The organism is Clostridium sp. 1001283B150225_161107_B6, assembly GCF_015556325.1.
In the GTDB taxonomy this organism is placed as follows: Bacteria; Bacillota; Clostridia; order Lachnospirales; family Lachnospiraceae; genus Enterocloster.
In genome coordinates, this window is record NZ_JADNMD010000002.1 from 586,446 (window position 1) to 599,235 (window position 12,790).

The 12,790-nt window shown below is 50.7% G+C and carries 13 protein-coding genes and 1 riboswitch; of the genes, 12 read left to right on the forward strand and 1 reads right to left on the reverse strand.

Annotated features, from left to right (window positions below; translation table 11 throughout):
* Positions 1-7: 7 nt before the first annotated feature.
* The 7 genes from I2H39_RS07750 (at position 8) to I2H39_RS07780 (ending at position 7,333) form a co-directional block, all read left to right on the forward strand.
* Positions 8-823: a sugar phosphate isomerase/epimerase family protein gene (locus I2H39_RS07750; RefSeq protein ID WP_138307799.1), complete on the forward strand. Its 816-nt coding sequence runs from the start codon at positions 8-10 to the stop codon at positions 821-823.
* 148 nt (positions 824-971) lie between these two features.
* Positions 972-1,250, forward strand: a complete 279-nt coding sequence (locus I2H39_RS07755; RefSeq protein WP_138307801.1) for a type II toxin-antitoxin system HicB family antitoxin — start codon at positions 972-974, stop codon at positions 1,248-1,250.
* Positions 1,251-1,291: 41 nt separating this feature from the next.
* Positions 1,292-1,501, forward strand: a riboswitch (cobalamin riboswitch).
* A gap of 300 nt (positions 1,502-1,801) precedes the next feature.
* On the forward strand, positions 1,802-2,860 hold the full coding sequence (locus I2H39_RS07760; RefSeq protein ID WP_195626185.1) for a sirohydrochlorin cobaltochelatase: 1,059 nt from the start codon (positions 1,802-1,804) through the stop codon (positions 2,858-2,860).
* A gap of 67 nt (positions 2,861-2,927) precedes the next feature.
* Positions 2,928-3,863 carry a hypothetical protein gene (locus I2H39_RS07765; protein WP_330640822.1) on the forward strand — a complete coding sequence of 312 codons (936 nt, stop codon included), beginning with the start codon at positions 2,928-2,930 and terminating at the stop codon, positions 3,861-3,863.
* Complete coding sequence (locus I2H39_RS07770; RefSeq protein WP_347708574.1) at positions 3,863-5,059, forward strand: ABC transporter substrate-binding protein; 1,197 nt, start codon at positions 3,863-3,865, stop codon at positions 5,057-5,059. The genes I2H39_RS07765 and I2H39_RS07770 overlap by 1 nt, the downstream gene beginning before the upstream one ends.
* Before the next feature lie 78 nt (positions 5,060-5,137).
* The gene (locus I2H39_RS07775) at positions 5,138-6,157 is read left to right on the forward strand and encodes an iron ABC transporter permease (RefSeq protein ID WP_138307810.1); all 1,020 of its coding nucleotides are present in this window, start codon (positions 5,138-5,140) and stop codon (positions 6,155-6,157) included.
* Between the two features lie 60 nt (positions 6,158-6,217).
* Complete coding sequence (locus I2H39_RS07780) at positions 6,218-7,333, forward strand: ABC transporter ATP-binding protein (protein WP_138307812.1); 1,116 nt, start codon at positions 6,218-6,220, stop codon at positions 7,331-7,333.
* Here I2H39_RS07780 and I2H39_RS07785 read toward each other — a convergent pair.
* Positions 7,319-8,110 (reverse strand): MerR family transcriptional regulator, encoded by a 792-nt coding sequence (locus I2H39_RS07785; RefSeq protein WP_138307814.1) that lies wholly within the window; start codon positions 8,108-8,110, stop codon positions 7,319-7,321. The two genes, I2H39_RS07780 and I2H39_RS07785, sit on opposite strands and share 15 nt — an antisense overlap.
* Before the next feature lie 107 nt (positions 8,111-8,217).
* Here I2H39_RS07785 and I2H39_RS07790 point away from each other — a divergent pair, with 107 nt between their 5' ends.
* The 5 genes from I2H39_RS07790 to I2H39_RS07810 all read left to right on the forward strand — a co-directional run bounded on the left by I2H39_RS07790 (position 8,218) and on the right by I2H39_RS07810 (position 12,770).
* On the forward strand, positions 8,218-9,570 hold the full coding sequence (locus I2H39_RS07790) for an MATE family efflux transporter (RefSeq protein WP_138307816.1): 1,353 nt from the start codon (positions 8,218-8,220) through the stop codon (positions 9,568-9,570).
* A 91-nt stretch (positions 9,571-9,661) separates the two neighbouring features.
* Positions 9,662-10,321, forward strand: coding sequence for a hypothetical protein (locus tag I2H39_RS07795; protein WP_240305404.1), 660 nt, complete (start codon positions 9,662-9,664; stop codon positions 10,319-10,321).
* A gap of 165 nt (positions 10,322-10,486) precedes the next feature.
* The gene (gene cobI / locus I2H39_RS07800) at positions 10,487-11,197 is read left to right on the forward strand and encodes a precorrin-2 C(20)-methyltransferase (protein ID WP_138307818.1); all 711 of its coding nucleotides are present in this window, start codon (positions 10,487-10,489) and stop codon (positions 11,195-11,197) included.
* Positions 11,197-12,042 carry an ABC transporter ATP-binding protein gene (locus I2H39_RS07805; protein ID WP_138307820.1) on the forward strand — a complete coding sequence of 282 codons (846 nt, stop codon included), beginning with the start codon at positions 11,197-11,199 and terminating at the stop codon, positions 12,040-12,042. The genes cobI and I2H39_RS07805 overlap by 1 nt, the downstream gene beginning before the upstream one ends.
* On the forward strand, positions 12,033-12,770 hold the full coding sequence (locus I2H39_RS07810) for an ABC transporter permease (RefSeq protein ID WP_138307822.1): 738 nt from the start codon (positions 12,033-12,035) through the stop codon (positions 12,768-12,770). Before I2H39_RS07805 ends, I2H39_RS07810 begins: the two co-directional genes overlap by 10 nt.
* Positions 12,771-12,790: the final 20 nt, after the last annotated feature.

Here is a 12,790-nt window from a genome sequence, read left to right on the forward strand (position 1 = left end):
TACCTGAATGAAATTCAGCGGTACGGTTACATTACAATACGACACACCTTTTTCACCCTTTAAAGTCACGGAATATGAGTCAGCTTTGGACTGGCTGAAGGAAAGCGGTTTTGACGGCGCAGAGGTCTGTATATCCAATTACAACGGGATTGATGTGCATAAAGTAAAGTCTGATTTAGATAAAAGGGGACTGGGGTGTTCCACCATATCCACGGGACAGGCAAGAGGCCTTGAGAATATTTCGCTTCTTCATCAGGGAGAGGCCCTGAGGACTGCCCAGGAAAGAATGAAACAGCATGTGGATGCGGCCTCTGTACTGGGCTGCAAAGTCACCCTGGGACTTCTCAGGGGACTTGGCACAAGGGGAAATGAACAGGAGGAAAAGGAAATTCTGGCAAGGAATCTCCAGCCGGTTCTCCAATACGCAGAGGACAAGAAGGTCACCATTATGCTGGAGGCAATCAACCGGTATGAGACAGCGCTCTTTAACAGTGCACAGGAGACAGTGGATTTCATAGGAAAACAGTTGGGAAATCCGGACTGCATGGGGATACTTTGGGATATTTTCCATGCAAATATAGAGGATGCCCGGTTTGAAGAGGCAGTGGACTGCATGGGAAAACGGCTGAGACATGTACATATGGCGGACTCCAACCGGATGTTCCCGGGATACGGGCATACGGATTTTGAGAAGATTGTAAAGAAATTAAAAAAAGCCGGATTTTCCGATTACATGTCCTATGAATGCCTTAACCTTCCTTCCGTGGAGCTGGTAAGGCAGGAATCCGGAGCGTTTGTGAGGAAACTTCGTGGTATGGCATGATGTCAGGAAGGAGATTGAGGCCGAAACAAGCGCAGCAAACAATACATCCAGAAAATAACAGCTGTCCGGTCATTGTCTGAGATTGTGCAGAATCCAAATCCAGTATATAATAAGTATGTTTTAATATGAATATTGGAGGAAGAAGAATATGACATTTACTTACCCGGCGGTATTTACGCCCCATAAAAACGATAAAGGCTACCATGTAACATTTCCGGATCTGCAGTGCTGCGAGGCAGACGGACCGGATCTGGAGGACGCTGTGGAACATGCCAGGGAGGCAGCATATAACTGGCTCTATCTGGAGATTGAAGAAAAAACCTTTGAGTTTCCGCCCCAGACGCATATGGAGGATATCAAGCTGGAGGAAGGGGATTTCCTGAAACAAATCATGGTCACAGTAAAGCTGCTGCCGGATAATGATTGATTTTATTGCTTTTTTTTACATTAAGTGGTAGGATAAAGCATATCGAGTTAAGAACAGCTGGTGCCGCTGTCTGTCCATGGCAGACTGCGGGTAATAGGGAAACAGGTGAAAATCCTGTACGGTCTCGTCACTGTAAGTAAGGAGCGCATGGTCAATGTCAAGGACAGTCACTGATTCGGTTTCGGATTGGGAAGGCGGTCATGCGTGTTGATATACAAGTCAGGAAACCTGCCAGTTGTTGGTACAGGAATATAATTCCAAATCACGAGTAATTGGTTGTACCGATTTACGGTGTTTCGGCCGCGGATTTCTGACTCAGACGGTAACGGATTTTTACGCAGGGGAAACTATGCCCGGATGGAAGCGGATTGCTTCGGGGTATGGAAACGCTGCGTATTACATATCTGCAGAAAATCACATATCTGCGGACATCTTCCTGAATACGCCTATGGGCGTGCAGGCTGCCGTTTGGGATTCATCCGATACAGGCGGCATATTCCTCTACCTTGCTTTAACCGATGAGGTTATATAAAACAAGGAGGAAAGAGAAGATGAAAATGAAAAAACTGGCAGTATTATTTGCGGCAGCCGCCCTGACAACGGTGACCGTGGCCGGCTGTTCCGGCGGACAGAAGGAAACAGCCGCAGAGACAGCCAAGGAGAATGAGGCAGCGGCGGCTGCTGAGACAACAACAGCGGCAGAAACGGAAGCAGCGCAGACAACAGAAGAGGCCGCAGAAGCAGCTGCCGAGGCAGACGAGGAGAATTACGATACCGGAGATGCATCTAAGGATAATACCAGGAATCAGGATGAAATCGGTGAAAATGAACTTCTGGTAGTCAGCTTTGGTACCAGCTACAATGACAGCAGACGTCTGACCATTGGTGCCATTGAGGACGCTATTGAGAAGGTATTTCCTGACTTTGCCGTAAGAAGAGGATTTACCAGCCAGATTATTATTGACCACGTAAAATCCCGGGATGACGTTGCTATTGACAATGTAGGCGAGGCCCTTGACCGGGCGGAAAAGAATGGCGTCAGGAATCTTGTCATTCAGCCCACCCATCTGATGAATGGGCTTGAGTATACGGATTTGGTCAATGAAGTGGCGGAGTATTCGGATGCATTTGAGAAAGTGGCAATCGGAAAGCCTCTCCTTACCACAGATGACGATTTTAAGGCAGTTATGAAGGCCATCACAGAGGCAACAGCCCAGTATGATGACGGCGAGACAGCTATCTGCTTCATGGGACATGGCACTGAGGCGGATTCCAACCAGGTATACGCAAAAATGCAGGATATGCTCACAGAGGCAGGATATAAGAATTACTATGTGGGTACCGTGGAGGCAACGCCAAGCCTGGATGATGTCCTGTCAGCCGTGAAGGAAGGCAGCTATAAGAAGGTGGTCCTGGAACCTCTGATGATTGTAGCAGGCGACCATGCCAACAATGACATGGCAGGAGACGAGGAAGGCTCCTGGAAGACTGCCTTTGAGGATGCAGGCTATGAAGTGACATGTCTGGTCAGCGGACTGGGCGAGCTGGAGGCAATCCAGCAGCTCTTTGTGGAACATGCTCAGGCAGCAGTTGACAGTCTGGCAAAATAAATCAGAAAGATAAGTGGGCGGTCGGGGTAATTTGCTGACTGCCCTTTTAAAAGTGGGGAGATTGGAAATGAAATTCAGGAAAATGAAATTGGCTGCCCTGCTGCTTGTCGTGGGGCTGTCAGCTGGAACTCTTTCAGGCTGCGGAAAGGAGGCGCCGGCTGCTGCAGACATTGCCGCGGAGACCTCTGCGGAGGAAACGTCCGGAGCAGAGCGCGCCCAGGCAGGAGACACCGCAAGCCAGGAGACAGGCAGCCGGATGGATGCAGCGGAAGACGGAATGGTACCAGTCCTGGCAGATGCAATAAAAGATGGGGTCTATGAGATTAAGGTGGACTCCAGCTCCAGCATGTTCCGGATTACGGAGTGTGAACTTACGGTGCAGGATGGAGCCATGAGCGCGGTTATGACCATGAGCGGAACCGGGTATCTGAAACTGTATATGGGAACAGGCGCTGATGCAGAGCGGGCTTCGGATACGGATTTTATTCCATTTGCGGAAAATGCGGATGGGAAACACACCTTCAAGGTGCCGGTGGAAGCACTGGACAAGGGAATTGACTGCAGCGCGTTCAGCAAGAAAAAGGAAAAGTGGTATGACCGTGTGCTGGTATTCCGTGCCGGCTCCCTTCCGGCGGAGGCGTTTGCAGACGGTAAGGTGGCTGCCGCCGGGAGCCTTGAGCTGGAGGATGGTTCCTATACAGTGGCAGTCAGGCTGGAGGGCGGTTCAGGCCGGGCATCTGTGGAGACACCGGCAGCACTCCGGATTGAGGACGGCAAGGCTTTTGCAACCATTATCTGGAGCAGTTCCAACTATGATTATATGAAGGTAGGGGGCGAGAAGTTTGACCTGGTGAACACGGAAGGGAATTCTTCCTTTGAGATTCCGGTCAGTGCCTTTGACTGGAAGATGCCGGTCATAGCAGATACAATCGCCATGAGCGAGCCTCATGAGGTGGAATATACCCTGGTGTTTGATTCGACGACAATAAAAAGGGCTGAATGATGAGACGAAAAAAGATAGTGACGGCGGTTGCCGCTGCAGGAATTCTGATGGCGGTGATATGCGCAGGCTGTTCGCCGGCCGGGCGGGCTGACACAGGGCGGACGGCTGCAAGACAGACGGCCGCGGATGAGGACCCTGAGGCTGCCCCGGAAAGCTGGAGCAGCAAAAAGATAACCGGGAGTATGGAACTTCTCTATGCGAACCAGTTTTCAGTGGACTACTACGATGGCGGCTACTCAATGATAACCATAAAGGACAGCGGCCGCTATCTGGTGGTTCCGGAAGGAAAAACAGAGCCCTCCGGTATTCCGGACGATGTGGCTGTCTTAAAACAGCCGCTGAAGAATATTTATCTGGCGGCAACATCAGCAATGGACCTGTTCTGCAGCCTGGATGGAACGGACCGGATTACACTGTCCGGGACAGACGCTTCCGGTTGGTACATAGAGGAGGCCAGGTCAGCCCTGGAAGATGGCAGAATGCTTTATGCGGGCAAATACAATGCACCGGATTATGAGCGGATATTGTCCATGTCCTGCGACCTGGCCATAGAATCCACCATGATTTATCATTCCCCGGAAGTAAAGGAACAGCTGGAACAGCTGGGGATACCGGTTCTGGTGGAGCGTTCCAGTTACGAGAGCCATCCCCTTGGCAGGATGGAGTGGCTGAAATTATATGCCGTGCTGTTGGGCCGGGAGGAACAGGCAGAGCGCTGCTTTGACCACCAGGTAAGACAGCTGTTACCTGTGATAAACCAGGAGAATACCGGGAAGACAGCAGCATTTTTTTATATCAGCAGCAACGGTTATGTCAATGTGAGAAAGTCAGGGGATTATGTGGCTGAAATGATTGCCCTGGCCGGAGGAACCTATGTACCCCAGGGACTTGCAGAAAATGAAAATGCATTGTCCACCATGAACATGCAGATGGAAAGCTTTTATGCCGCTGCCAGGGATGCAGATTACATTATTTACAACAGCACCATAGACGGGGAACTGGACAGCCTGGACCAGCTTTTGGATAAAAGCAGCCTTCTGGCTGATTTTAAGGCTGTGAAGGAGGGAAATGTGTGGTGCACGGAAAAAAGCCTGTTCCAGGAAACCATGGGGCTGGGGGATATGATTCTGGATATCCACCGGATACTGACAGAGAAGGAGCCGGAAGGACTAAGGTATATGCACCGGCTGCGCTAGAGCCTGTCTGAAAACCCATTCCCGCCCGGCAAAGATACATGGCAGTCCCATGGGCTGCCGGAAAAAGGAGTTATGCCAATGCCAAAAGGTACCTACACAAAATACAGTATTTCATTTGCCCTTCTGGCAGCCATGATGTGCTTATTATTTATCTGGAACATTAATTCCGGCAGTGTGCATCTGTCCGTGGAGGAAATCGGTGAGATCCTGCTCAGGAGAACCGGAGAGGACACCTCATACCACATTGTGTGGGATATACGCCTTCCGCGGATTCTTTCAGCTGTGATACTGGGCGGAGCCTTATCCGTATCCGGTTTCCTGCTCCAGACGTTTTTTGCAAATCCCATCGCAGGGCCATTTGTGCTGGGAATTTCATCCGGCGCAAAACTGGTGGTCTCCCTTGTGATGATTGTCCTGCTGGGGAGGGGAATCTCCATCGGCTCAGCCGGGATGATTCTGGCTGCTTTTGCAGGCTCCATGATTTCCATGGGATTTGTTCTGATGATTTCCGGTAAGGTAAAGAAGATGTCCATGCTGGTTATCTGCGGTGTAATGATTAGCTATATCTGTTCCGCCATAACGGATTTTGTGGTGACATTTGCGGATGACGCCAACATTGTCAATCTCCACAACTGGTCCATGGGCAGCTTTTCAGGTACCTCATGGGAGAATGTAAGGGTCATGACAGCAGTGATATTCCTGGCGCTGCTCCTTGTCTTTCTCATGGCAAAGCCCATTGGCGCTTACCAGATGGGAGAGGTATATGCCCAGAACATGGGGGTAAACATCCTGGGGTTCAGGGTGGCCCTGATTCTGCTTTCCAGCATTCTTTCGGCCTGTGTGACCGCATTTGCCGGTCCAATATCCTTTGTGGGCATTGCGGTCCCGCACCTGGTGAAGAGCCTGTTTAAGACGGCAAAGCCCATACTCATGATTCCGGGCTGCTTCCTGGGCGGCGCTGTGTTCTGCCTGTTCTGTGATTTGGCGGCCAGAACGGTTTTTGCGCCCACGGAACTCAGCATCAGCTCCGTGACAGCTGTTTTCGGCGCGCCCATTGTCATCTATATGATGGTGCATAACCGTAAGAACATGCAGTGATTGGGAAGGATGGGGGCAGCAGGAAAATAGAACAGAGGGAGAGACAGAGAGGCGGATATCATGGCAGAAGATTACATTTTGACTGAAAATATGACCGTGGGGTACGGCGGTACACCTCTTATTAGGCAAATCGGGATTCATGTGAGACCGGGCCAGATTGTGACTCTGATTGGTCCAAACGGGGCTGGCAAATCCACCATCCTCCGAAGCGTAATCCGGCAGCTGGGACTGTTGGAAGGGTCCGTATATCTGGATGGCACGCCTATGGAGCAGATGGGGGAGAGGGAAATTGCAAAGCGTATGTCCATTCTGATGACAGAACGGATTCATCCTGAACTTATGACATGTGAGGATGTGGTCAGCACCGGCCGTTACCCGTATACCGGAAGAATGGGCATACTGACCGCAGAAGACAGAAAGAAGGTCAGGGAGGCCATGGAGCTGGTCCATGCATGGGACCTGGCCCGGCGGGATTTTTCAGAGATAAGCGACGGGCAGAAGCAGCGCATCCTTCTGGCGCGGGCTGTGTGCCAGGAACCCAGGGCCATTGTGCTGGACGAACCCACCTCATTCCTGGATATCCGGCATAAGCTGGAGCTTCTGACGATACTTAAGGACCTGGTTCATGAGAAGAAGGTGGCAGTGCTTATGTCCCTGCATGAGTTGGATTTAGCGCAGAAATTATCGGATTATATTGTCTGTGTGAACGGGGAATACATTGAACGGTGCGGCACACCGGAAGAAATCTTTACATCCTCCTATATTACCAGTCTGTACGGAATTACGAAAGGAAGCTATCATGCCGAGCTGGGCTGCCTGGAAATGGAACCGGTCAGGGGAACGCCCCAGGTGTTCGTCATAGGCGGAAACGGAAGCGGAATCCCGGTGTACAGGAAGCTGCAGCGCATGGGAATTCCCTTTGCTGCAGGCATCCTCCACGAAAATGACATAGATTACCCCATTGCCGTGGCATTGGCCGCAAAGGTGATATCGGAAGCTCCCTTTGAGCTGATTCAGGAGGAGACGTATGAGCGGGCGGCTGCGGTTATGGCATCCTGCGGCCAGGTCATCTGCTGTCTGAAGGATTTCGGGACTGTAAATGAGAAGAACCGGAAGCTGGCTGAGCTGGGCAGGGATAAGCTGGTTAAGATGGGGGATGTGCTAATCCACTTTTAACTGCAGCTCCGTCACCTGCTCCTCCACATGCTTAGTGGTATGGACATCAATCCACAGCAGTTCCAGCAGCGGTCCCCGGATGTTCAAGGAATGTTCCCTGGCATAGGCAAGGAGCTGGGGCACATAGGTGCGGGTCTGTCGGAAGTTGCCGCTGTAACAGACCGACAGATAGGAGCCTTCCCCGATGCAGTGCTCCCCGTCCGGATGAAGGATGAACACTGCGTCATACTGCTGGCATCGTCCGTCCATGGCATCGGACAGGCTGATAAAGGAGCCCATCTGGTTGTTGCCTATAATGTACTGACGGTCCGGTCCAAAGGAGACCAGCTGTTTGATGAGAATATCCATTTCTTCGTCCGTCTCGTAGCTCTGCATAATCCGGTGGCAGGGCCGGGACGGCATTTCTTTTAATGTGATGGTACCAAGGGGAAGCATCCTTGCCCGGGAAATGGTTTCCCTGCGGGTGATGATGTTGTCCCTGAGGGATATAAGCCGTTCAATGTGGCGGTCAATCACATCCATTTCCTTCTGGAACAATTCCAGGGAGGAATCAATGCTCCGGTTTTCGATATAAGCCTTTATCTGTTCCATGGAAAACCCCAGTTCCCTCAAATCGCGTATTACATTCAGGCACCACAGGTCCTCGGTTCGGTAAATGCGGTAGCCGTTAAAGGCCCGGCGGGGGACCAGTATGCCCAGCTCCTCATAATAGCGCAGAATATCCGTACTTATGTTGTAAAGGGCTGCAATCTCCCCGATTTTATAAAATGTTGACATGAATTTTCTCCCAAATATGGCAATATTTACTGTTTACCTTGGTATTATACCAAGGTTTATGATGGTAATGCAAGCCGGTTGTAAAGTTGTCATAAAGGAGCTGTATCATGAATTTTGAAGGAATGTCACTGAAGAAAAAGTTCTGGAGGTTTGTATGGCCCTCCGTGGTGGCCCAGTGGATTTTTGCGCTGTATACCATGGTGGACGGGATGTTTGTGGCCAGGGGGGTATCGGAGGTGGCTCTGTCCGCAGTGAATATTGCCTCTCCCTTTGTAAATTTCCTGTTTTCTGTTTCCATCCTGTTTGCCGTGGGCACATCCACGGTGGTGGCCATTTTTCTGGGGCAGGGCAGGCAGCGGGAGGCCAATCAGGCCAACACCCAGAATATGGTGGTGACAGGCGTCCTGTCCCTGCTCATTATGGTCACTGTGTGGCTGTGCCTGGACCCCATTGTAAAGTTCCTGGGAGCCACCCAGAGCACGGCGGAGTATGTGAAGCATTATATTTTGTCCCTTCTGCCCTTTACATGGTGGTTCATCATATCATACACGTTTGAGACACTGGTGAAGACAGACGGATTCCCGCGGTTTGCAGCTGTGGCTGTGGCTTCAGGCGCCCTTATGAACTGTGTGCTGGACTATTTCTTTGTCATGGTGTTTCACTGGGGCATTGCGGGAGCAGGGGCTGCCACGGGACTGTCGCAGATGCTGCCCGTATTCCTGTATCTGAAACATTTCCTGGGGCCAAAGGCCACCATACGGTTTGCCAGACCGGTCTGGGATTCGGGACAGTTTTTCCGGGTGGTAAAGATTGGGCTGTCCTCCGGACTTACGGAGCTGTCGGCAGGTTTCACGGTATTCATGTTCAATCATGCCATACTCCGGTATATCGGCGAACAGGGAGTGGTGAGCTACACAATCATCGCATATGTAAATACCATTGTGGTCATGTCCATGGCGGGAATCGCCCAGGGCATCCAGCCCTTAATCAGCTTTTATTACGGCAGGCAGGAGAGGGATGTCTGCAGCAGGCTTCTTAAGTACTCCCTGACAGCGGCTGTTGGCGTTGCTGGAATTGCCTTTATTGGTTCTATGGCAGGGGCTGACTGGCTGGTGGCCCTCTTTATTTCAGAAAAGCTGGAAGGACTCAGGCTTTACTCGGCGTCTGTATTCAGGATATTCAGCCTGTCATTCCTGGTGCTGGGATTCAACATTGTGGGGGCAGGATATTTTACGGCCATAGAACGGCCGAAGGAGTCATTGGCTATCTCCATGGGCAGAGGCATGATTATTATGACGGCTGCATTAGCAGGCTGTATTGCGGTAATGGGAGGCGTGGGAATCTGGTGGGCGCCTGCTGTATCGGAGCTGTCGTGTCTGGGTATAACTTTGTTTCTGGTATATTTGTATACCAGAAGGGAGATGCGGATGGCAGGGGAGGAACAGGCGGAGACGGTATAGACGGGGAGGGTCTGGCCGGCACATAAAAGACAACGGAACAGGGCTGTGCATGGAGTGATTCATGTCATGGTCCTGTTTGTCTTTGAAATATATGCCGTTAAGGGATGCCATTTACTATGGAAGGACAATGGAGAAACTGGTTGAGTCCAGAGCATTGTACCGCACCGGCCGGATTCAGATTCCAACGCCTGAGTTTTTTGTTTTCTATAATGGTGACAAACACTTTCCGGAAGAGAGAATTCTGAAACTTTCGGATGCATACCTTGAAAAGACCCAATATCCTATGCTAGAATTAAGTGTAAAGGTAATTAATATCAATCTGCCGTCAAACCACCCGATTCTAAAAAAATGCGGGCCTTTGTATGAGTATTCCTGGTTTATCCAGCAGATAAAGAATTATCTGGTACAGGGAAAGAGCCGCGATGAGGCAATTATCAGCGCCATGTCCGACTGTGAGCAGAAGGGGTTTTTGGCGGAGTTTCTGAGAGAACATGGAACGGAGGCGGTGAATATGCTGTTTACGGAGTTCAATATGGAGGACGCCCTGGAAGTCCGTTATGAAGAGGGAAGAAACGAGGGTAGAGCAGAGGGTAGAAACGAGGGAATCAGGGCTTTTATCCTGGATTATTTGGAGGACGGAAAGACGGAGGAACAGACGCTTGAGCGGCTGAAACAAAGGTTTTCCCTGAATCAGGAGGAGGCACAGAAGTATTTTGGCCTTTATAATACCAGGAAAAACCACAGCAATTAGTGCAGTCCCGGATTAGCCCAGGACAGGCCGTGCGCTGTACACTCAGCGTCAGGGCCTTTTTTCCATCCCCCGGATGTGAAGTATAATAGGGTGAATTAAATAATTGCCCTTTGCCTCCGGATATGGTACCATGTCATGGTATAAGAACAGAAAGAGGAACGCAAAATGGGAAAACTGTATGGAATTGGCGTAGGACCGGGGGACCCGGAACTGCTTACATTGAAAGCATACCGCGTTTTAAACGAGGCGGATGTGATTTTTTGCCCTGAAAAGGAAACTGGAGCAGGCAGCTTTGCTTTTGATATCATAAAAGGACTTTTGAAGAACACAGAGGCGGAAATCGTAAATTTAGTATATCCAATGCATTATCACGGCATGAAGCTGCGTGAAATGTGGGAGCAGAATGCAGGATGCATCGCAGAGCATTTAAACGGGGAGCGTACCGGTGCCTTTATTACGCTGGGGGACCCGGCGGTTTACAGCACATTTATGTATACGCTGCCTTACATAGAGGCAGCAGGCGTGGAGGTAGAGGTGGTGCCCGGCATTACATCCTTCTGCGCAGTGGCAGACTCCATGAAAATGCCTCTGGTAGCCTGGAATGAAGATTTGGTTGTGGCGCCCGTGCGTAAAAACAGCAGTGAAGATTTGGGAAGGGTGCTCAGGGAACACGACAATGTGGTTCTGATGAAGCCCTCCACTGACCCGGAAGCCCTGCTGCAGGCCCTGGAGGAGAACCACCTGGAGGATAGGTTTGTGCTGATTACCAAGACCGGCACAGGTGAAGAGCGTCTGGTGACTGATTTTGAGGAGCTGAAACATTATGATATCCCCTATCTGTCCACAGTCATTATCAAAAAGCAGGGGAGGCAGTAATGATTCTATGTAAAGACCTGCATAAGCGTTTCGGAGATGTGGAAGCGGTGAAGGGTGTCACCATGGAGATACCTGATGGAATGTTTTTGGGCCTGCTGGGACCAAATGGGGCAGGAAAGACAACATTAATGCGGATGATGACAGGATTGCTGATGCCGGATACCGGCACCGTGTCCTTTGACGGACAGGTCATGGACCGGAATGCTGTGGCTGTAAAGCAGGCCATTGGTGTGACCAGCCAGCACGTCAACCTGGACAAGGAATTGACGGTTGAAGAAAATATGGAATTTGCAGGCCGCCTTTACCGGATGGGAAAGGCGGATATTGCTGTTTCCACAGACCGTCTCCTCACATTCCTCGGACTGGACAGTGTGCGGAAACGGGTGACCCAGAACCTGTCCGGAGGGATGAAGCGCAAGCTGATGATTGCAAAGTCCCTGATTCACAACCCCAGATACTTATTTCTGGATGAGCCAACCGTAGGCATTGACCCCAATGCCCGCCGGGATATATGGGATTTTCTGCGCATGCAGCACAAGGAGGGAAAGACCATACTTCTGACCACCCATTATATTGAAGAGGCCCAGCATCTTTGTGATTATGTGATGCTGATTGACGGAGGAACGATATTTAAGGAGGATACGCCGGAAGGACTGATTGATGAAATCGGACCCTTTAAGGTGGAATATGACGGAGGTGACAGGATGAAGGCTGAGTTTTTCAGGGACCTGGCTGCTGCCAAGTCCAGGTCTGCCGAGATTGACGCACTGTGCAGCGTACTGCCGTCCACCCTGGAGGATGTATTCTTCCACTATACCAGTAAGGGGGTGGGAGGATGGAAATAACCACGATTTTGTGGCGGGAATGGCTGTTCCTTAAACGGCGGTTCTGGCGGGTCACGTTTTCCCAGATGGTATCTCCGCTGCTGTATTTCGTGACCTTTGGAATGGGGCTGGGAAGGGTGATGGAGATGGACGGAAGACCCTATCTCTATTATCTGATACCGGGACTTTTAGCCATGACAACCATGCGGAACAGCTACACTTCCGTTTCAACCCGCATCAGTGTCATGCGCCTCCACGAGAAGAGCTTTGAGTGCTATCTGTATTCGCCCACCCGGATGTATCTGCTGGCAATGGGCCATATCTTTGCAGGAGCCCTCCGCGGTATGTATTCCGGTGTATTCATCGTTCTGCTGGGAATCGTGTCAGGGGCCAGGCTGTCCATGAACGGCTGGCTGCTGACAGCAGTCATACTGAATTCGCTGATTTTTTCAGCCCTGGGTTTTCTGGCAGCCATGATGATGGAAAGCCATTATGACATGAATAATTTTACAAATATTGTAATAACCCCCATGTCATTTTTATGCGGCACCTTTTTTTCGCTGGACGGCATACCGGAAGCCCTGAAGTGGGTTGTGAATATCATGCCGCTGACCCATACCACGCGGCTTATTCGGGAAATTTCTTTTGGAGGCAGCGTCAGCTGGCTGTCCATGGCAGCAGCGTGCCTGTTTGCAGCGGCCCTTACCGGGTGCTGCGTGTGGGCATGTTACCGGGAAGCAAAAGCATAAAAACAGGGATTATGGAAAGA